Here is a 19,421-nt window from a genome sequence, read left to right as displayed (position 1 = left end):
CTGGTTTTTTGTAAGTCCCCACGGAGGTTGAATCCATGGAAATCACCACAAAGAAAATCACCAGTCTCAAGATGGAACACATCACCAAACGCTTTCCCGGTGTTTTGGCGAGTGACGACATCACCATGACCGTCGGCGAAGGCGAAGTTTTGGCACTGGTAGGCGAAAATGGCGCTGGCAAGACCACCCTGATGAATATTCTGATGGGACTGTACCAGCCTGATGAGGGAAGAATCCTCATAAACGGGGAGGAAGTACATTTCCGCTCCCCCAACGATGCCTTTGCAGCTGGCTTGGGCATGGTGCACCAGCAGTACATGCTGGTTCCCAACATGACGGTGCTTGAGAACATAGCGTTGGGCTACAAGCAAGCTTGGTCGTTTGTCAAGCTGGATCTCGCTATGGTCCGAGAACGCATCGATGAAGTTTCGAAGAAATACGGGCTCCTCGTGGATCCCGATGCTTATATTTGGCAGCTCTCCGTTGGTGAGCAGCAGCGGGTTGAACTGGTAAAGACCTTATGCCTGGGTGCCCGCTTTTTGATTCTGGATGAGCCGACCAGTGCCCTTACTCCCCAGGAGACCGATGATCTGATCGTACTGCTCAAGCGTATGAGCAGCGAGCTGTCCATCATCTTCATCAGCCACAAGCTGCAGGAGGTCAAGGATCTTTCAGACAAGATTGCAATTCTGCGCCATGGTGCGGTGGTTTTTGAGGGAAACACCAATGAGCACTCCCCTTCTGATATTGCAGCTTTGATGACCGGTCATGAAGTTGAACTTCCTCTCAATGAGGAAGCCCCCTGCGAGGGGACTTCGGTTTTGGATATCAGAAACCTCAACGTCAAAAGTGATCGGGGTTTCTTGGCCCTCAAGGATTTGAACCTGAACATCCGCGGCGGTGAGATCATCGGTCTTGCCGGTGTGTCGGGCAACGGACAGCGAGAACTTGCCGAGGCAATAAACGGACTTCGCAAGGTTGAGGGTGGCGAGATTATTTTCTATGGCGAGAACATCGCCAACAAGAGCCCGCATTACATCATACAAGCCGGTATGGGATACATCCCCGAGGAACGCAATACCGAAGGTATCGTGCCCTCCTTCTCGCTGAAGGAAAACCTCATCCTCAAGGATACCGAGCGTGAGGAGTTCTCCAAGCATTCCTTCCTCAACAACAAGGCGATCGACAAGAACGCCAATGATTTGCGGGTGAAATTCGATATCCGCAGTCCCAATGTTGCTGTAGCCGCAGGCTCACTTTCGGGAGGAAATATCCAGAAGGTAATTCTTGCCCGTGAGCTCTCTCGTAAGCCGAAGTTCCTGATAGCCGTTTATCCGATACGAGGCTTGGACCTCGGGGCAGCCGAATTCATCCACAAGCAACTTCTGGAGAAACGGCGGGAAGGAATCGGGATTTTGCTCATCAGCGAGGAGCTCGATGAGATTCTCGACCTCTCCGACCGCGTCGCAGTCATTTTCAAGGGACAGATTCAGAAGGTTCTGAACCGCAAGGATGCCAACCGCCGCAGCCTGGGAATCTTGATGGCAGGAGTGAAAGATGACCAAACAGTTTAAACTACTTTACAAGGTTTCCATCATCATTCTGGCCATCCTGGCAGCAATGACAATCGGATCAATTATTTTGATGACCATCGGTGCCGATGTATTCAAGACCTACATGGTCATCCTCTTTGAGCCGCTGAAGACGACCTTGCAGCTCAGTGAGGTGCTGCTCAGGGCAATTCCCTTGACCATCATCGCACTGGGCATCTCGGTTGCCTATCGCAGCGGCATCATCAACATCGGGGCTGAAGGCCAGATGGCCATGGGAATTTTGGGAACCACGGCGGTAGCGCTCGCCTTCCCAGAACTCCCCAAGCCGGTCCTGCTTCCGATGGCTGTCCTGGCCGGGGCGATAAGCGGTGGAGCGTGGGGCTTTATTCCCGGCTTTCTCAAGGCAAAGCTGCAAGTAAGCGAGCTGCTCTCCACGGTGATGCTCAACTACATCGCCGCTCAGTTATACACCTTCTTTTTGCGTGGTCCGATGCTCGACCCTGCTGAGCTTTCCATGGGTGGCGGTACCCCGCAGTCGATGCGCTTAAGCCGCAATCTCTGGCTGGGACGATTCCTTCCGGGAACACGACTCCATACCGGATTGTTCTTTGCCCTGATTCTCGCCTTACTTATCTACTTCCTGCTCTGGAAAACCAGCTATGGCTATAAGATGCGTGCAGCAGGAGCCAGCAGCCGCGCTGCGAAGTATGGTGGTATCAGCGTCACGTGGTATTTGGTGATCGCCATGGTCATCAGTGGGGCTTTTGCCGGTATGGCAGGCGCCATAGAAATCGCCGGTGTGCATCGCAGAGCCATTGAGGGTATTACCGGAGGGTATGGTTTCTCCGGCATCGTCGTAGCACTTTTCGGAGGCCTGCATCCAGCGGGTATTATCCCCGCCTCGTTCTTCTTCGGCCTTCTCATCGTCGGTGCCGATATGACCCAACGCATGGTTGGTGTTCCTGCCAACATGGTAAACGTGTTGCAGGGTATCATCATTCTGGTCATCGTTGCCACCAAGATGATTCTTGCCGACCCGTATCTGATGGAGAAAGTCTGGCGCAAGGTGCAGAATAGAAGCACCAAATCCAAGGAGGTGGAAGCATGAACTTCATCGTAAACATCCTAAGCTTGGGTATTCCCTTCTCCGTCGCCCTGCTTATTGCTTCCCTCGGGGAGATGTTCAACCAACGTGCCGGTATCTTCAACCTTGGTTGTGAAGGAATAATGGCCATGGGCGCCTTCTTGGGCATGCTCATTCCCTACAGCATCGGGCAAGGCGGCCCCACACCGGGCATTTACAACTTTTTGGGCCTTGCTTTGGCGATGGGAGTGGGAGCACTGTTCGGCATGCTCTTCGGGTTTGTCGTCGTCACGTTCCGCGCCCCCCAGGGCATCGCAGGCATCGGCCTGCAGATGTTCGGAGTCGGAACTGCTGGAACCTTGTTCCGCCATTTCATCGGTGGAACCCAATCGGTCCCCGGCATCGACAATCTTCCGATCCCCGGTCTTTCCAAGATTCCTCTTCTTGGACCAATTTTCTTCAGCCATAACCTTTTGGTCTACCTCGCCTTCCTTTTTGTCCCTACTGCCTGGTATATCCTCTTCAAGACTCCTTGGGGCCTCAGGGTGCGGGCTGTGGGAACCAACCCGAGAGCTGCCGACTCGATCGGCATCCAGGTAAACAGGGTTCGCTATCAGGCCCTCGCTGTAGGTGGAGCTCTTGCAGGGCTTGCCGGTGCTTACTTAAGCCTGTGCCAGGCCAAGATGTTCAGTGATGAAATCATTGCCGGCCGCGGCTTCATCGCCGTTGCACTTGTTTACTTTGGGCACTGGCATCCAGTGAAGATTATGGGCGGAGCATTGTTGTTCAGCTTGGCACAGGCATTACAGCTGGCTATTCAGGGACAAGGAATCAACTTCCCCTACGAGTTTGCCGTCATGCTTCCCTATGTCATGGTCATTGTGGTCCTTGCATTCAGCAGGGAAAGCCAGTTGCTTGGGCCAACCGCCTTGGGTCAGCCTTTCAACCGGGAAAAGCGTATTTAGGTTTTGAAACAAAGGCAGGAAAGGTTGTTGCATTTTCCTGCCTTTGTACCATCCTAGAAATAAAAGAACAATTCATGCAACAGAAAAATACAACAAAAGTCTTATATTGCAACAAGATATTGACTTTTACTGATGACATTGAAACAATGTGGACGTATAGCATCACAGACCGTGGCATCCCCTCTTGGATGCTGACGCTAAGCGGCTAGCACCTGTTCCCACCCTTGCAAGACAATGGAGAGCACGCTATGTATGCATTCAGCGTAAATGGAAAGCCCGTTCAGTTCGATGGAGAGGACAAAAAGCTCCTCCGATTTCTTCGTGAAGACCTCAACCTTACCGGAACCAAGGATGGATGCAGCGAGGGTGCCTGCGGTACCTGCACTATTCTCGTCGATGGGGTAAAGATGAAGGCCTGTGCCATCCCCCTATCCCGTCTTGAGGGCAAAGAAGTAACCACCATTGAAGGACTGAGCGAACGGGAAGCCGAGGTATATGCTTATTGTTTTGCTGAAGCAGGAGCGGTCCAGTGCGGCTACTGCACACCCGGCATGATCATCAGTGCAAAAAGCCTGTTGGACAAGAATCTGGATCCTACGTTGGAAGAGGTCAGAAAGGCGATCAAAGGCAATATCTGTCGTTGTACCGGCTATAAGAAAATTGAAGAAGCCATTCTCATGGCCGCCACATACTTTCGTGAGCATCTCAGTGTCCCCGGTCAACAGGAGGAACCAAGGCTCGATATACGCTACCAGCGTGTCGATGCCAAGATCAAAGCCCTTGGCAAGGGTCTGTATGCCGATGATCTTCGTCTACCTGCTCTACTGCATGGAAAAGCGGTACGCTCGGCCCATCCGAGGGCACGAATTCTTTCCATCGACAGCAGCGAAGCAGAGAAGCACCCCGACTTTATCCGTATTCTGACAAGTAGCGATGTACCGCACAATATTATCGGCCATATCAAGCAAGATTGGCCGGTCTTCATCCCGGTGGGTGAAATCACCCGCTATACCGGAGACGCAATCTGTCTGGTAGTAGGCAGGAATCCCGAAACCATTGAGAAAATTGCCTCCCTGGTTGCGGTCTCCTATGAGGTTCTGAAGCCTGTGCTCTCCATGCAGGAAGCTCTGAAGGACGATGCCCCGCAGCTTCACAAAGGGGGCAATGTGCTCAGTTCCGAGCACATCAAGCGTGGAGATGTGGAAAAAGCCATGAGGCATGCGAAACATGTCGTAACCCGAACCTATAGCACTCCCTATACCGAGCATGCCTTCATGGAACCGGAGTGTGCGGTTGCACTCCCCGAGGATGATGACGGCTTACTCGTGCATACCTCGGGGCAATCAATCTATGACGAACAGCATGAAATTTCCCTGATGCTCCAACTTCCTCCCCAAAAGGTACATTGTCACAGCATGCTCGTAGGGGGTGGCTTCGGGGGCAAGGAGGACATGAGTGTCCAGCATCATGCCGCACTCGCAGCATGGGTTCTCAAGCAACCGGTAAAGGTCAAGCTCAGCCGCCAGGAGAGCTTGAGTGTCCATCCCAAGCGTCATCCGATGGAAATGGTGCTGACCACCGCCTGTGATGAGAACGGCCGTATCACCGCGATGCGGGCAATCATCGATGCAAATACCGGTGCTTATGCTTCATTGGGAGGGCCGGTGCTTCAGCGGGCGTGCACCCATGCATCAGGTCCATACAATTTTCAGAATTTTGAAGTCTATGGAAGAGCCATCTATACCAACTTGGTACCGGCGGGAGCCTTCAGAGGTTTTGGTGTCACCCAGAGTTGCTTTGCCGTTGAGGCCAACCTCAACCTGTTGGCCGACGAACTTGGCATGGACTACTATGAGATCCGTCGTCTCAATGCCCTCAAGCCTGGTGATACCATGCCCAATGGGCAGATCGCCGGAGAGGATACAGGTATTATTGAATGCCTTGAAGCGGTAAAGGATGCCTATTACTCCTCCCCGAGAGCCGGTATCGCCTGCGGATTCAAGAACAGCGGCCTTGGGGTTGGTTTTCCCGATACCGGACGCTGCATTCTTTCTGTGGAGCAGGGCAAGGTGCATATCCGCACCAGTGCCGCATGCATGGGTCAGGGTGTGGCAACCGTCTGTACGCAGATGCTCGGACAGACCTGCTCGCTGCAGTCCGATCAGATTGTGGTCGAGGATCCCGATACCAGGCGCACCCCCGACTCAGGAACCAGTACGGCAAGCCGCCAATCGGTATTCACCGGAGAGGCGGTCAGACGAGCCGCCCTCAAGCTTAAGGAAGCGTTGAAAACCAACACGCTCGCTGATTTGGAAGGACAGGCTTTCGATGGTGAATATACGTCCATTACCGATCCGATCAATTCAACGAAGGAACATCCGGTCAGCCATGTTGCCTATAGCTACTCAGCCCAGGTAGTCGTGCTCGACGAACAGGGAAAGCTTGAGAACGTGGTTGCCTCGTGTGATGTAGGGCAGGTAGTGAACCATCAGGCCCTCACAGGCCAAATCGAGGGTGGAGTGGTCATGGGGCTTGGGTTTGGATTAACCGAAGACTTTCCGATCAAGGAAGGACAGCTTGCGGTTCGTTATGGAACGCTGGGACTGTTGCGTGCTACCGATGTTCCTCCCATCGAGGTCAAACTTGTTGAAGGACCTAACAAGCACTCCATCGCCTATGGGGTCAAGGGAGTTGGAGAACTAACCACAATTCCCACCGCCCCGGCATGCCAGAATGCCTATTACCGCTTTGACGGTAAATTCCGCACCTCTTTGCCACTGGAAGATACAGCGTACCGTTAGAAGCAACAGTAATTTGAGGAGAGATGGGCAATGAGAAATAAGGACAGTACCGGTCTCTTCAATTTCATTGCTCCCCTCTATGGTCTTTTCTTTACCTACCAGAAACGAAGGTATGCAAAAACACTTGATGCAATGCAGCACTATCTCAAGGATGAAACAATTCTTGACGTGGGCTGCGGAACCGGTGCCCTGTGCAGTGCTCTCTCTGATCGGGGCCTTGCAGTCACCGGCATAGATCCTGCTTCCAAGATGCTTTTTATTGCAAAGAGGAAGAATAAGGACAAGCCCATCACCTTTGTCCAGGCTGATGCTACAATGCCCCTTGCCTTTGCAGACAAACAGTTTGACCTTGCCATTGCAAGTTATGTTGCCCATGGCATGCAAAAAGAGATGCGCACGATGCTCTATAAGCAGATGAGCCGGGTGGCGAAGCATTACGTTATCATCCACGATTACAACGCCAACCGTTCACCGCTTACCTCCCTGATTGAATATCTGGAAGGGGGGGATTACTTTCACTTCATCAAGCATGCCCACCAGGAAATGCAGGAGTGCGTCTCTGATCTGCAACACTGCTTTTCGAAGGTGGAAGTAGTGCAGGTAGGCAAGCGTGCGAACTGGTATATCTGCACCCCAAAAATCTGAACGTACTCTTGCAAACCTCGCAGCATTGTGCATCAATTGAGAGGAAACAATACACATTTGTATACATACTCCTACATGAGGTCAGACGAAATGCAATGGATTGAACGTTTGAATGAAGCACTGCTCTACATTGAGGACAACCTGGAAGGAACTATTTCCTATGAGAAAGCGGGACAGTTGGCCAACTGCTCAACCTACCACTTCCAAAGGATGTTCACCTATGTGGCAGGGATTCCTCTTGGAGAGTACATACGCCGCCGAAGGCTTACCAAGGCCGCCCTTGCCCTGCAGCAGGGGCAGAAAGTCTTGGATGTGGCACTTCTGTACGGGTATGACTCCCCTACCTCCTTCACCCGTGCGTTCCAAGCTCTTCACGGCTTGACACCATCACAGGCGAAGAAGGAAGGAGCAGTGCTGAAGGCATTCCCAAAGATCAGTTTCCACCTGACTATCAAAGGAGATCAAGAAATGGAGTATCGAATCGAGAGCAAAGAGGCTTTCCGGGTGGTGGGTGTAACACTGAAGTTGCAGAAGGACATAGAACAGAATATGCGCGAGGTTCCGGTATTCTGGAGCAATAAGGCACAGGATGGCTCGATTGCCAGAATCTGTTCCTACATGAAACCCGGTCAGGGACTGCTGGGCCTGTGCACCAACGGTGATGATAAGGATCACTGGGTCTACACCATCGGCGTTGCCATGGAAGAGGGAACTCCCGAGGGCTTGGAGAGCCAAATCGTCGAGGCAAACATGTGGGCGATCTTCCCTGGACGCGGTCCCATGCCTCAAACCATCCAGGAAGTGGAACGACGCATTGTAACCGACTGGCTCCCCACAAGCGGATATGATTTTGCCAACGGGGTGGATATGGAAGTGTATCTTGACGATGATCCGAGAAACCAAAGTTTTGAGGTTTGGATGCCGATTAAGAAAAGTTAAGGCAGTGATGGATGAATGCCTGCATTCAGGATACTTCAGGAATGCAGGCATTCGATGTGCATGATCATCCAACATTTTGGCTTGCATTGAGTGTGCAACGTGATATGCTACCGCTATGTTATTAACCAATACCCGCTACCTCGGAAACGACTATGAGCTGCATCGCTCAGATATCAGAATCGAGGGTAGAACGATAGTAGCCATTGAGAAGAGTATTCAAAGAAAATCTGCTGAAGAAGTCATCGATTGTTCGGATTTCTTGCTCTACCCCGCCCTTGCAGACAGCCATACCCATACTCCAGACACCCTCTTTAGGGGCTTGTTCAGTGATAAACCCCTCCATAGTTGGTGTGACGACACCGCTCAAGGAAGGTTGCAGCAACAACTCTTTGACTACACCGACAACGCAGTTCTCACCCCTGATTTCCGTATCCTGGTGCTGTATGCCTACCTGCAGTACCTCAAGGCAGGGGTTGCCTGCATTGTGGAGACAGGTCAGGCCGATGAAAGCAGCCAAGCCCTCGAAGACTGTGCCCAAGAGATCGGCCTTAAGGCTTTGGTTGATTGGTATGATGAAACACCAAAAGAATTGCTTGCAAGTGATACTCTTGCCCGTGGAACCCACCTTAGCGAGGAAGAAGAACTGGAGCAGGACAGCCTGAAAGAAGCAATCAAACGAGTGCACAAAACTGGCTGGCCATTGATGACCCACTGTCTGGAAACAGAGTTCAGAAGAAGTGAAAGCCTGCGTAAGTTCGGTCTATCTACCGTTGAGTTACTCGCTTCCCACAACCTGCTCAATGAACGTACCATCCTCTTTCATTGTGTTGAGACTTCTGAAACAGACCGTGTCCTGCTTGCAGCAAGCAAGGCCCTGCTCGTCCATTGCCCGATCTCCAATCGAATCTCCAGCGCCCATGAAATGAAACTCAGTAGTCTGTTGGATCAGGGAGCCCGCATCGGACTTGGCACCGACTACCTTACCCACGATATATGGGAAGTGATGCGGACCACCTATGCAGAGCTCAAGCAGAGTGGAAACCCCGATCGGTATAATGCAAGAACCGTCTGGAAGCTTGCCACCACCTCACCCTGCCCTTCAATCTACCAAGGAATGATCGCACCAGGAATGCGGGCCGACTTGCTGTTTGTGCGAAATGCAAGTGTACTATCACCACTGCTACAGACAGAAGGCTTCTCCAACATTGCCTACAACACCCTGATGCATACCCGAGCCGACCTCATCGATTCGGTCATGGTCGATGGCAGGTTTGTTATCAGAGAGAAAAAATGTACCACCCTTGATGAAACAGCCCTTGAGCAAGCCTATTCTGAAATACTTGTACGGGTGTACGGCTCACATCTCGCCTAAGGCCGCTAGAGCCAATTCAAGCGAACGAACACGCCTTATGAGAAGTGTAGCCTGGCTGCTGCCTGGCTTGAACTTGGAGGCCATCGCTTGCAGTGAAGGAAACAAACTTGCAAGAACAGTCTTTGCTTCGTCTGTTTCTTTTGGTGTATAAGCGAACACTTGATTGTCCCACACGCTCTTGAGAGCGGCAAGTCCCATCTGAAGAGCCTTCAACCTCTTTGCAATCACCGTAGTCGACGAATCTTTTTGCTGTACACTCACAAGGGCTCTCTCCAGCTTTCGGATGCTCGAGGCAAGTGAAGCCAGCGATTGCTTTCGTATCAGTTCATCTACGTGTTCCATACTTGTTCCCAGTGTACAGAAGAGGAGCTAGCCTGCCAACAGACAAGAAACCGACTTCCCAAAGAAAGCCGGTTTAGACTTGCGATATGCTAGAATGAATTACTTCACGCTCGGTGCGGTGCTGCGATACACATCCCAGTTGTCAATCAATGTGTTGATGATCTTGCTGGATACAGCAAATCCGTTCTTCATGCCGATGGAGAAGGCCCCGGAAGAGGCATCAAGACTCTCAAGTACCGTCTGGTTTGGATACGGCTGATCAAAATTGACGACATCCCTGACAACGATAAGCCGATCGAGTTTACCCTCATTCATGGCAGCAACTCCTAACGCATTATCCTCCATCTGCGTTACCATGTAAGTACCGGCACCATAGACTGCGGTTACCACATCAGCATGGGCAGACGATCCTTTCCCATGCCAATAACTATCACCCGTAACCGAAACACCCCGCTGTACAGAGGGTTTCTCACTTGCTTCCTGACTCGAGTACTTGGCTCGATAGGCAGCGGCAGCCTTGTCATCGAGCAATGCAGTAGTTTTGGTGAGCTCATATGCCCAGTCGACAAGGTCGGTATTCAACGGGATGTATCCTGCGCGATCATACCCGGAAGACCGTAGGAACGTGGTCTCGGAACCTTTTGGATTATCAGACTGCTTCCATGCGTGCCCCAGCTCGAAGTCGACCAAGGCATCAGCAATGACTACATCACCAAGAGTCCCCCGTTCAGGACTCATGCCCGAGCATCCACTGATGACAATATACGTATCGGAGAAATCGAAGCGGCTATCGCGAAGAATGGTCGTAAGAGAAGCACCCGATTGCGCCTTCCCCATGCCTGCAATTGCTCCGGCTATCCCTTGCTCATTGACATACAGTTTCAAAGGCATGGCATTCAAGGTATAGGACGATGCCCCGTCAAAGTATGTTTCATAGAAATATTGGAATTCCCCGGCAAAGTCCCCTTTGTTCTCCCCTACCTCGAACATGCCCAATACCAACACTTTGATCTGTGTCTTCTCTGATACCGGTTGTGCAACCAGAGGAGAAACGACAAGCAGCAACAGTGCAAGTACCATCGTGATTCGCATCAATTTTTTCATGTATGACCCCTTGAAGATATGCTATGTACCTAAAGCGTACGGAATGAAAGCAATGCGATGCAAGGGGGACAAAAATTCTTATCGCTTTACTTGTTGTTGTGTTAATGGTGCATAGTGTAATTTATTACAACATTTTTTCCTAATATACTCCCTATTTCACAACATTCTTCTGAGTAGCTCAAAGAAAAATGTTTCATATTTAAACCAGAGCGCAACGAAAGGTGATTTGATAAGCAGATTCTATATCGAACACTTTGACATTTTCTGTATATATGTTAGATTAAGTTCAAGGACTTGCACGTCCCCAAGGAATACCAATGAAATCAGCATCACTTTCTACCATACTGACCCGCATCAAAGAAGAAGTACAAGCCTGTAAGGCATACCTTCCCATCGAGCGGACCATCCAAAAGATTCTCGGATCGAGAACCACCTGGCCGGCATTGAGAATCGGTGATCTTGTAGCAACCACTCCCATCGTCCAAGGTGGTATGGGTGTCGGAATCTCACTCTCTTCGCTGGCCAGCGCGGTGGCGAACAACGGAGGAATCGGAGTCATTGCCGCCAACGGCATAGGATTGTTGGAACCCGATTACTATGAGGACGGCCAGGTGGCAAACCTGAGGGCATTCAGAAGAGAAATCCGCAAGGCACGGGAACTGAGTTCAGGAGTCATCGGAGTAAACATTATGGTGGCAGTCAACGATTTCCACCAATTGCTGGATGTAGCCATTGAGGAAAAGGTGGATATTGTCTTCATGGGAGCCGGTTTGCCGATTAAGAACATGCCGGTCCAGGCGCTTCGTAAAGCCAATGTGAAAGTAGCCCCAATCGTAAGCTCGGCCCGTGCTGTTGATATGATTTTCCGCATGTGGACGAAACTCTACAACGATACTCCCGATGCCGTAGTCTTCGAAGGCCCGAAAGCCGGGGGACACCTAGGTTTCAGCGAGGAGCAGTTGGAAGACCCCGCCTTCCAATTGGAAGCGATCGTACCCCAGATCGTGGAAGCCCTCAAACCCTTTGAAGAGAGTAAGGGTTGCAAAATCCCCCTCATCGCCGGCGGTGGTGTGTACAGTGGAAAGGATATTTACAAAGTCCTCTCCCTCGGAGCTTCTGCAGCCCAGATGGCAACCCGCTTTGTGGCAACCGATGAGTGCGATGCCGACATACGGTTCAAGCAGGCGTATGTCTCCTGCACCAAAGAGCAGATCGGCTTGATCAAGAGCCCGGTCGGCATGCCGGGAAGAGCAATCCGCAATACCTTCATAACCGACAGCGAGGAGGGCAAGCGCCCTACCTTCCGCTGTGCATGGAAATGCCTTTCCTCCTGCAAAGCCCAGGAGGCAAACTATTGCATCTCGATCGCCCTCAATAATGCACGAAAGGGATTATTGCAAAGCGGATTTGTTTTTGTAGGCACCAATGCCTATCGGATCAAGAAAATTGTCCCGGTAAAGGCTCTGGTTTGTGAACTTGAAAGGGGCTATCAGCGGGCTGTCGCGGCATACCTTGAACGCACGCTCACCAAGCTGACTGCCCTGCAGTCAGAATATGTAAAAGCTGAAAGCCACGTGAAAGAGTTAGCCAAACATTACGAGGAAGCATTGCTCGCCTTCCCGCTCAAGACAGAGGTAGTGAAGGCGATAAAAAGACAATACAACCGTACAGCACTACAGGTGGAGAACCTCAAGCTCAAAATGACCGAGACTCTTGCCTCAACTTCGCTGATGCTTTCCTAAATAAGCTTGTCGGCTCCGCTGTATGCTTCTTGGACATGGATGGCCAATGCCCCATGCCCGGGAAGCTGAGCGGGGTTGAATGCTTTCATGAAGTCGAAATAGGGTCCTTCGGTATGATAACTAACCGTTCCTTTAAACTGGTAGGACTTTCTCTGTTTGGTGAGAAACAGGACTGATGCAAGCGTTCCATTCTGGATGTTCTGCTTGGTTTTATTGAAGTAGTTGTCTGCAACCACCACCGTTTTTTCATCGTAGATATCAGCACACGTTGCCCAAATACTATTGGGCATCCCCTCTGATGAAACAGTGGTAAGAACAACAGCTTTTTCACGTTCCTGCCAAGCATGCAGGATTTCTTTTGGTATCATCACACTCCCTCCGACTGGCCTAGCATATAGCTACTTGCATGCAAAGCCCAGCCTTCTTGAGTAAAACCATACAAATAGGTAGCATCTAGGAATAGGAGCTGCCATGCACACCATACCGTACAGACACTTCCTCAAGGATGTTCTCATCTGTTCACTGGGATCCTATGGAGGACCTGAAGCCCACTTTGGCGTGTTTCTCGACCATCTGGTAAGCAAGAAGCACTATCTTACCGAAGAAGAGCTGGTGGAATTGCTTGCCTTGACCAGTATTCTACCCGGTCCTACGAGTACCCAGACCATTACCGCCGTGGGGTATCGGATGGGGGGGCCTCTTCTGGCCTTTCTCACCCTGCTAGTCTGGGCATTACCGCCTATTCTGGTGATGACCACCCTCTCCTTCCTCTACCAATTTCTCAAGGACCATCAGATTTCCGAAGACATGTTACGCTTCATAGGTCCCATGGCGGTGGGCTTCATTTTTCTCGCTGCGTTTAAAATTGGGAAAAAAGTACTTACCGATGGATTGACGATAGGCTTGTTTCTCTTCGGCCTCCTCACCACCTACTTCATCCGTTCACCCTGGATTTTCCCCACCGTACTGGTATTAGGGGGAGTTGTCTCCATACTCTCAAGCAAAGAGTCGGAGCTGTTCAATACAATCACCGTCAAAGCACCATGGAAATATTTAGTCCTCTTTCTCGCCTTTGCAATCGGAACGTTGCTTCTCTCCTTGGCAACCCATAACCTTTTGATCACCCTCTTTGAGGCTTTCTACCGCTATGGGTATTTGGTCTTCGGCGGTGGGCAGGTAGTGGTTCCGGTCATGATCGCAGAACTGGTGGAAACCAAGGCCTATATGACCAGTGAACAGTTTCTTACCGGGTATGGTTTGGTACAGGGGCTTCCCGGTCCGATGTTCAGTTTCAGTGCCTACGCCGGAGGTATGGCTGCAAGAGGAGAAGGGGTTGGTATCCAGATACTTGGTGGACTACTCTCGGCAATAGGCATCTTTCTACCGGGTACGCTTCTCATATTCTTCATCTACCCCGTTTGGGAAGAGCTGAAGAGAATCAAGGCAGTAAAGGTCTCACTGAAAGGCATCAACGCGGTTGCCGGCGGGCTCATTACGGCTGCAGCCATTCTGTTATTGCAGAAGAGCGGCATTACTGTTGAAAATAGTATTGTAGCACTTGGAACCATCATAGTGCTTGCTACAAAAAAAATACCCGCCCCCTTGGTTGTACTTGCCGTTTTGGGAGCGGGTATTGCGTTCTGATTCTACCAGTTACCGAAACGATTGCTGGTAGATTTTCAGACAATCCCCATCGGTGAGGGTCATCGGGTCTACGCCAAAGAGGCCGCCCATATTCTCACGGGCGTTTTGCACCATCAGAGGAAGCTCTTCCTCTGTAATGCCGTACTTGCTCATCTTCAGATCATCCACAGCGCAGGCCTTCTGTAGCGCTACCAACGCATGAACAAAGTCCATAGCATCTTTTGCGTCTGCTTTCCCCAAAGCCTTTGCCATGGCAATCATGCGATCATCGGCGATATGGTTCTCTGCAATGTGGGTATAGTAGGCTTTGCTGATCATAATCAAGCCCGCTCCATGAGGCAGCTCTGGGTGATAGGCACTCATGGCATGCTCAAGCGAGTGTTCGCTGATACAACCGCTGAAAGTCTCTACCATACCTGCGAGTGTGTTGGCCATTGCTACATCTTCGCGCGCCTTCAAATCCTTGCCATCCTTGACGGCAGCAGGAAGACTCTTTCCGATGAGCCTGATCGCCTCAAGGCTGTACTGGTCGCTGAAGGTGTTTGCAATCTTGTTCAGATACCCTTCGGTACTATGAAACAGAGCATCGAAGCCTTGGTAGGCGGTAAGATGAGGAGGAACCGAAACCATAAGGGTGGGGTCAACAATGCTTAAAACAGGGAATGTTTCGTCATTGCCATACCCAATTTTCTCGTTGGTTTCCTCTTTGGTGATAACCAGCCAAGGATCAGCTTCGGTACCGGTGCCGGCGGTGGTTGTGATGGCAACCACGGGAAGGGGTTTCTTCAGCATTGGCTTTCCCTTGCCACTCCCCCCGTGAATATAGTCCCAAAGGTTGCCCTCATTGGTTGCCATGATTGCAATGGCTTTGGCTGAGTCGATGACCGAACCTCCCCCCAGTCCGATGACAAAGTCACAGCCTTTCTCTCTCGCAAACGCGGCCCCTTCACGTACATGCGAAAGAATGGGGTTGGGAAGAATCTTATCGAAAACCTCGTAGGAGACGTTTGCTTTTTTCAGCTGGTCCTCAACTTGGTCGAGGTATCCAAACGAACGGGTGGACTTCCCGCTGGAAATAACGATCAAAGCCCGCTTGCCGGGAAGCTGTTGTTCAGAAAGCTTCTGTAGCGAGTGCGAGCCGAATAGAATTTTGGTTGGAAGAAAAAATGTACTGTGCATTGCTGTCTCCTATCACATAGTAAAGTACTAAGAAGTGTGGATATGGGCAAGAGTAGAGAAAACCCTGCTACCGGAGGGGTAACAGGGCATAGGAATCATATCGCATGCAAAAGGCATCACCTTTTCGTTGCTTACAGGAAATCCTCTCGAGCGGGAGTAAAGAAGTCCAGGACCACCCCGGCCTGCAAACAGGTTACTCCGTGTTTCTGATTGGGTTCAAAGGCAAGGGTATCACCTGCAACGACGCGTTGCTTATTCCCTTCACTCTCGAATTCAAACACCCCCGACTGCACATACGAGAGTTGGCGATGGACATGTGAGTGCATCGCTCCCACGCCGCCAGTGGGAAACCGGACCTCTACGAGCATCATTTCTTCGGTATGGACCAGAACCTTTCTTGAGACTCCGTTCCCTAAATCCTTGACTTGTACATCTGCATATTTGAGTAGTTTCACTGTTTGCCTCCGTTACCCAGTATGCCACCTTACGGCAACTGAGGAAAGTCATTGCAGAGCAAGTTTCGAATTCTCCGGCTCTCCTGGGCTTCTTCCCGTTCATCGGGAATGACGGTAGGCATATGAACCACAGGGCCTTTGTAATAGATGGCATCCAACCCTTTACGGACAGCTTTCCAATCGAGAGCGCCCAAGCCGACCATTTTTTGGTTGTTCTCCCGAACATGCAGACAGTGCAGATAGATGCCTGCCTGCATAATGGCAGCCTCCAGGTCATCTTCCTCAAGGTTCATCTCAAAGGTATCCAAGTCGATGCCGCAATTCGAATGGTTGACTGCATGCACAAAGGCAAGGGCTTCACCGGCAGTAGGGATAAGGAAGTGTTCATATCGGTTTACCGGCCTGATATTCAGGACAACATCCTCGTCCTGGGCAAGAGGCGTGAGTGACCTCAAGCTTTTGACGCTCTGCTCCAGCAGCCTCTGTTTTTTCTGCTTCATTCCTTGCTGTTCAGGGAAACTGGTGTACAGCGGACCGTTGAGGCTTCCTCCCCCCATCTCCCCTATCGTACGAATAAGGTCCTGAAACTGGGAGAGTGCATGCCTACGCACATCCTCGTCAAGGGATGAAAGATCATACGCCGAAGTTGGTTTGATACTGTAGGAAATGTCTATCTGATGGGTTTTTGCTTCAAAACCAAGGCGCTTGCGTCCCCAAGGGCTCATCTGGTGTACCAGGATCCCATCTACTTCGAGTTGATCATAAAGCAGATGCTTGGCCTTCTGGACCAAGGAAGCGATATCCGCTTCGGCCTGAGAAGCCCATCTGGTGTAGTGTATGCCGACAAGTCTCATACTGCTGCCACCTTTTTCTTTAGTATACCAGAGGGTGATGGCAGGCGCTACCCTTTCTTCTGTGCAAAGGAATTGCTGGGTACCGCTATAAACAGGATGCATGAGTATGCTATATTCGTTCGCATGAAAACCTCACTTACGTGTCTACCCTGTTTTTTCAAGCAGGTTCTCGAAGCCGGAAAAATGTTGGGTCTGCCCGAAGAATCGATCAAGAAGATCATGGATGCGATAGGGAATGAACTACAGTATTTCCCCTTGGACATGAGCCCGCCGCAAATGGCTTATCATATGCAACGCATGTTTGTCGAACATTCGGGCAAACAGGATCCCTACCTCGAGGTCAAAACCATGAGCAACAGGGAAGCACTGTCGGTGATCGACGATTTGCGCAGCATGGTACGCTGTTCATCCTCCCCCCTGAAAACAGCGGTGAAACTGGCATGCGCAGGAAACATCATCGATTACGGAGCATTTCCAAGCGGTATCAATGTACAAGCGGAAATCACCAAGATCCTGCAGCAGGAATTGGGAGAGACAAACTCATCCCTCTTTGCATTCGAGGCCTTCCAGGAGGCTCTGGGCCAGGCAAAACGTGTGATGTATGTTGGAGACAATGCCGGGGAAATAGTCTTTGACCGGGTTTTGTTGGAAACAATTGCAAAGGAATATCCCTTGCTTGAGCTTGTCTTTGTAACCAGGGGCTTCCCGATACTCAACGATGTACTACTCAAGGATGCCCTGGACTGCGGACTCGATTCCGTTGCCACGGTTGTATCCAGCGGAAGCAGGACCCCGGGACTGGTTCTCTCGCAGGCAGACCCTGCTTTTCTGGAACTGTATCACCAAGCAGATATGATCATCAGTAAAGGCCAAGGTAACTTCGAAGCGCTCTCTGAAGAGAATGGACCCATCTTCTTCCTTTTCATCATCAAATGCGAGGTGATCGAGACTCAGCTCGGTGGGGCTAGGCGCGAGTTGGTACTCAAGCGAAACCTTTAATCGGACAAAGGATAGCCATGAAGCTTGCACTATCCTTTTACAGCTCCCATAGTAAGACCTTTTACCACATACTTTTGGAAGAACATAGTCAGAATGATTGCGGGAGCCATTATGGTTACTGCCGCCGCCATGACCGCACCCCAGTCAACTTCGACATAGGAGAGGAAGTTGTAGACGGCGATGGGCAGTGTACGAGTCTTCTGCTGGCTCAGGACCTGGCTGAACATGAAATTGTTCCAACTGAAAATGAAACTCAGTGTGGTAGCCGTAACCACTCCAGGACCGGAAAGCGGAAGCAATATCTTCACGAAAGCAGCTTGCTGGGTAAGTCCATCGACCATGGCAGCCTCTTCAAGCTCGCGAGGCACCGAGTCGAAGTACGGGGACATGACCCAGACTACCAACGGCAAGGCGATAAGCATGTGGCTGAGAATCAAGGCAACATAGCTGTCCATCAATCTGAGGCGGGAAAAGACAATATACCACGGCATCAAAAAGGAAATACCGGGCATGAGACGTGCTACCAGGATAAAAATGGAGAGCTTTTTCTGTTTGTAGCGTGCGATGGAATACGCAGCCGGCAAACCGAGCAGCAAGGAGAAGAATACACTGACGGTGGAGACTATCAGGGAGTTCTGCATATACTGCAAAAAGTTCTGTTCAACGAAAACCCGTTCGTAATTCTGCATCACCGGCTTGAAGATGAACTTCGGAGGCCAGCTGATAATATCCACTTGGGTCTTGAACGAACTCATCAACATCCAGATAAAGGGAAAGAGGATGGGGATGATTATTGCGGCAAGGACGACACCGTACAAAATGGTTGTTAGTCGCTTTTCTTTCATATTCACCTCTCCTATTGTTCAAACGCTCTACGCAGCCGCATGACAAGGAGGCTGAAGAGAAGGACGATGATGAAAAGGAAAACGAGCATCACAGCACTCTGTCCCATCCTGAAATACTCAAAGCTGTACTTGAACGCAAGCACATTGAGGTTCTCCGAGGCATACCCCGGTCCACCTCCGGTCATAGAATAGATGATGTCGTACGTCTTAAGGGCATCGATGGCCCTCAGAATGACGGCGGTGAGGATGGTGGGCATCAGCATGGGAAGCGTAATCTGAAAGAGTACCTGACGGGCATTCGCCCCGTCCACCATGGCCGATTCGTACGGCTCGGAGGAAAGTCCGGCAAGGCCGGCCAGCACGATGATGGTAATCATCGGGGTCCACTGCCAGATATCAACAATAATGAGGGATGGCATTACAGTCTTAGCATCACTAACCCACCCACTTTGGGGGAGCTTGAGAACACTCAGAACATAGTTGAGAATGCCGATAGTCGGATCATAGAACAGATTCCACACAATACCGATTGCCACCGGAGTCGCTACCAAGGGAAGCAACAGCAACGTCTTCACCACACCTTTTCCCTTGAATGTGCGATTCAGGATGAGGGCCAACGCGGTGCCAAGCAACATCTCTACGATTACCGATCCGAATGTGAAATAAAAGGTACGTCCCAAAGCTTCCAGGAATCGAGGTTCCTTCAGAACCTGCAGATAGCTCTTCAGGCCAACGACCGACAAAGGCCTGCCACTGGTAAGCGTCCAATCCGTAAAGCTGAGGAAGAAGGTATACGCTACGGGAAATACCATCAGAACAACCACGAACAGGACGGCAGGAAGCGGGAAGATATATCGTAGGTTTTTTTCAAAGAATCCTTGTCGAATCATGCAAAGCT

At 50.8% G+C, this 19,421-nt stretch carries 18 protein-coding genes; 10 read left to right on the top strand and 8 right to left on the bottom strand.

The window, feature by feature from the left end; translation table 11 throughout:
- Positions 1 to 35: 35 nt before the first annotated feature.
- The 7 genes from SPIBUDDY_RS02760 to SPIBUDDY_RS02730 all read left to right on the top strand — a co-directional run bounded on the left by SPIBUDDY_RS02760 (position 36) and on the right by SPIBUDDY_RS02730 (position 9,359).
- Positions 36 to 1,574, top strand: coding sequence for an ABC transporter ATP-binding protein (locus tag SPIBUDDY_RS02760; RefSeq protein WP_013606240.1), 1,539 nt, complete (start codon positions 36 to 38; stop codon positions 1,572 to 1,574).
- On the top strand, positions 1,558 to 2,661 hold the full coding sequence (locus SPIBUDDY_RS02755; protein ID WP_013606239.1) for an ABC transporter permease: 1,104 nt from the start codon (positions 1,558 to 1,560) through the stop codon (positions 2,659 to 2,661). The genes SPIBUDDY_RS02760 and SPIBUDDY_RS02755 overlap by 17 nt, the downstream gene beginning before the upstream one ends.
- Complete coding sequence (locus SPIBUDDY_RS02750; protein WP_013606238.1) at positions 2,658 to 3,602, top strand: ABC transporter permease; 945 nt, start codon at positions 2,658 to 2,660, stop codon at positions 3,600 to 3,602. The genes SPIBUDDY_RS02755 and SPIBUDDY_RS02750 overlap by 4 nt, the downstream gene beginning before the upstream one ends.
- Positions 3,603 to 3,850: 248 nt before the next feature.
- Entirely contained in the window at positions 3,851 to 6,403 is a 2,553-nt protein-coding gene (gene xdh, locus SPIBUDDY_RS02745; RefSeq protein ID WP_013606237.1) for a selenium-dependent xanthine dehydrogenase, read from the top strand.
- A gap of 30 nt (positions 6,404 to 6,433) precedes the next feature.
- A complete protein-coding gene (locus tag SPIBUDDY_RS02740) occupies positions 6,434 to 7,048 on the top strand; it encodes a class I SAM-dependent methyltransferase (protein ID WP_013606236.1) in 615 nt (204 codons plus the stop codon).
- A gap of 75 nt (positions 7,049 to 7,123) precedes the next feature.
- On the top strand, positions 7,124 to 7,987 hold the full coding sequence (locus SPIBUDDY_RS02735; protein WP_245523800.1) for an AraC family transcriptional regulator: 864 nt from the start codon (positions 7,124 to 7,126) through the stop codon (positions 7,985 to 7,987).
- A gap of 115 nt (positions 7,988 to 8,102) precedes the next feature.
- A complete protein-coding gene (locus tag SPIBUDDY_RS02730) occupies positions 8,103 to 9,359 on the top strand; it encodes an amidohydrolase family protein (RefSeq protein WP_013606234.1) in 1,257 nt (418 codons plus the stop codon).
- Here SPIBUDDY_RS02730 and SPIBUDDY_RS02725 read toward each other — a convergent pair.
- Together SPIBUDDY_RS02725 and SPIBUDDY_RS02720 are read right to left on the bottom strand one after the other, a co-directional pair.
- Positions 9,345 to 9,701, bottom strand: a complete 357-nt coding sequence (locus SPIBUDDY_RS02725; protein WP_013606233.1) for a hypothetical protein — start codon at positions 9,699 to 9,701, stop codon at positions 9,345 to 9,347. The genes SPIBUDDY_RS02730 and SPIBUDDY_RS02725 overlap by 15 nt on opposite strands.
- Positions 9,702 to 9,800: 99 nt before the next feature.
- Positions 9,801 to 10,805: a nucleoside phosphorylase-I family protein gene (locus SPIBUDDY_RS02720; protein ID WP_013606232.1), complete on the bottom strand. Its 1,005-nt coding sequence runs from the start codon at positions 10,803 to 10,805 to the stop codon at positions 9,801 to 9,803.
- A 317-nt stretch (positions 10,806 to 11,122) separates the two neighbouring features.
- On the opposite strand from SPIBUDDY_RS02720, the gene SPIBUDDY_RS02715 reads away from it, so the two are divergent.
- Positions 11,123 to 12,547, top strand: coding sequence for an NAD(P)H-dependent flavin oxidoreductase (locus SPIBUDDY_RS02715; protein WP_013606231.1), 1,425 nt, complete (start codon positions 11,123 to 11,125; stop codon positions 12,545 to 12,547).
- Here SPIBUDDY_RS02715 and SPIBUDDY_RS02710 read toward each other — a convergent pair.
- Entirely contained in the window at positions 12,544 to 12,915 is a 372-nt protein-coding gene (locus SPIBUDDY_RS02710) for a pyridoxamine 5'-phosphate oxidase family protein (RefSeq protein ID WP_013606230.1), read from the bottom strand. The genes SPIBUDDY_RS02715 and SPIBUDDY_RS02710 overlap by 4 nt on opposite strands.
- Before the next feature lie 103 nt (positions 12,916 to 13,018).
- Between SPIBUDDY_RS02710 and chrA the strand changes: the two genes are divergently transcribed.
- The gene (gene chrA, locus SPIBUDDY_RS02705) at positions 13,019 to 14,191 is read left to right on the top strand and encodes a chromate efflux transporter (protein WP_013606229.1); all 1,173 of its coding nucleotides are present in this window, start codon (positions 13,019 to 13,021) and stop codon (positions 14,189 to 14,191) included.
- 9 nt (positions 14,192 to 14,200) lie between these two features.
- Here the strand turns inward: chrA and SPIBUDDY_RS02700 are convergent, their stop codons facing one another.
- The 3 genes from SPIBUDDY_RS02700 to SPIBUDDY_RS02690 form a co-directional block, all read right to left on the bottom strand.
- Entirely contained in the window at positions 14,201 to 15,370 is a 1,170-nt protein-coding gene (locus SPIBUDDY_RS02700; protein WP_013606228.1) for an iron-containing alcohol dehydrogenase, read from the bottom strand.
- 131 nt (positions 15,371 to 15,501) lie between these two features.
- The gene (locus tag SPIBUDDY_RS02695; protein WP_013606227.1) at positions 15,502 to 15,825 is read right to left on the bottom strand and encodes a cupin domain-containing protein; all 324 of its coding nucleotides are present in this window, start codon (positions 15,823 to 15,825) and stop codon (positions 15,502 to 15,504) included.
- Positions 15,826 to 15,854: 29 nt separating this feature from the next.
- Positions 15,855 to 16,679 carry a sugar phosphate isomerase/epimerase family protein gene (locus SPIBUDDY_RS02690; protein WP_013606226.1) on the bottom strand — a complete coding sequence of 275 codons (825 nt, stop codon included), beginning with the start codon at positions 16,677 to 16,679 and terminating at the stop codon, positions 15,855 to 15,857.
- A 123-nt stretch (positions 16,680 to 16,802) separates the two neighbouring features.
- Here SPIBUDDY_RS02690 and SPIBUDDY_RS02685 point away from each other — a divergent pair, with 123 nt between their 5' ends.
- On the top strand, positions 16,803 to 17,678 hold the full coding sequence (locus tag SPIBUDDY_RS02685; RefSeq protein WP_041381010.1) for a damage-control phosphatase ARMT1 family protein: 876 nt from the start codon (positions 16,803 to 16,805) through the stop codon (positions 17,676 to 17,678).
- A 29-nt stretch (positions 17,679 to 17,707) separates the two neighbouring features.
- Here the strand turns inward: SPIBUDDY_RS02685 and SPIBUDDY_RS02680 are convergent, their stop codons facing one another.
- Both SPIBUDDY_RS02680 and SPIBUDDY_RS02675 read right to left on the bottom strand, forming a co-directional pair.
- A complete protein-coding gene (locus tag SPIBUDDY_RS02680; RefSeq protein WP_013606224.1) occupies positions 17,708 to 18,523 on the bottom strand; it encodes a carbohydrate ABC transporter permease in 816 nt (271 codons plus the stop codon).
- Between the two features lie 11 nt (positions 18,524 to 18,534).
- On the bottom strand, positions 18,535 to 19,413 hold the full coding sequence (locus SPIBUDDY_RS02675) for a carbohydrate ABC transporter permease (RefSeq protein ID WP_013606223.1): 879 nt from the start codon (positions 19,411 to 19,413) through the stop codon (positions 18,535 to 18,537).
- Positions 19,414 to 19,421 lie beyond the last annotated feature (8 nt).

It is taken from the genome of Sphaerochaeta globosa str. Buddy (assembly GCF_000190435.1).
GTDB lineage: Bacteria > Spirochaetota > Spirochaetia > Sphaerochaetales > Sphaerochaetaceae > Sphaerochaeta > Sphaerochaeta globosa.
This window is presented reverse-complemented; position numbering and strand designations above follow the sequence as displayed.

Bases quoted from the DNA above. Each gene is read 5' to 3' on its own strand.
- SPIBUDDY_RS02760 (WP_013606240.1), top strand. From the start codon at position 36: ATGGAAATCACCACAAAGAAAATCACCAGTCTCAAGATGGAACACATC.
- SPIBUDDY_RS02750 (WP_013606238.1), top strand. From the start codon at position 2,658: ATGAACTTCATCGTAAACATCCTAAGCTTGGGTATTCCCTTCTCCGTC.
- SPIBUDDY_RS02700 (WP_013606228.1), bottom strand. From the start codon at position 15,370: ATGCACAGTACATTTTTTCTTCCAACCAAAATTCTATTCGGCTCGCAC.
- SPIBUDDY_RS02715 (WP_013606231.1), top strand. From the start codon at position 11,123: ATGAAATCAGCATCACTTTCTACCATACTGACCCGCATCAAAGAAGAA.
- SPIBUDDY_RS02755 (WP_013606239.1), top strand. From the start codon at position 1,558: ATGACCAAACAGTTTAAACTACTTTACAAGGTTTCCATCATCATTCTG.
- SPIBUDDY_RS02685 (WP_041381010.1), top strand. From the start codon at position 16,803: ATGAAAACCTCACTTACGTGTCTACCCTGTTTTTTCAAGCAGGTTCTC.
- SPIBUDDY_RS02725 (WP_013606233.1), bottom strand. From the start codon at position 9,701: ATGGAACACGTAGATGAACTGATACGAAAGCAATCGCTGGCTTCACTT.
- xdh (WP_013606237.1), top strand. From the start codon at position 3,851: ATGTATGCATTCAGCGTAAATGGAAAGCCCGTTCAGTTCGATGGAGAG.
- SPIBUDDY_RS02720 (WP_013606232.1), bottom strand. From the start codon at position 10,805: ATGAAAAAATTGATGCGAATCACGATGGTACTTGCACTGTTGCTGCTT.
- SPIBUDDY_RS02730 (WP_013606234.1), top strand. From the start codon at position 8,103: ATGTTATTAACCAATACCCGCTACCTCGGAAACGACTATGAGCTGCAT.
- SPIBUDDY_RS02735 (WP_245523800.1), top strand. From the start codon at position 7,124: ATGAGGTCAGACGAAATGCAATGGATTGAACGTTTGAATGAAGCACTG.
- SPIBUDDY_RS02690 (WP_013606226.1), bottom strand. From the start codon at position 16,679: ATGAGACTTGTCGGCATACACTACACCAGATGGGCTTCTCAGGCCGAA.
- SPIBUDDY_RS02740 (WP_013606236.1), top strand. From the start codon at position 6,434: ATGAGAAATAAGGACAGTACCGGTCTCTTCAATTTCATTGCTCCCCTC.
- chrA (WP_013606229.1), top strand. From the start codon at position 13,019: ATGCACACCATACCGTACAGACACTTCCTCAAGGATGTTCTCATCTGT.
- SPIBUDDY_RS02710 (WP_013606230.1), bottom strand. From the start codon at position 12,915: ATGATACCAAAAGAAATCCTGCATGCTTGGCAGGAACGTGAAAAAGCT.
- SPIBUDDY_RS02680 (WP_013606224.1), bottom strand. From the start codon at position 18,523: ATGAAAGAAAAGCGACTAACAACCATTTTGTACGGTGTCGTCCTTGCC.
- SPIBUDDY_RS02675 (WP_013606223.1), bottom strand. From the start codon at position 19,413: ATGATTCGACAAGGATTCTTTGAAAAAAACCTACGATATATCTTCCCG.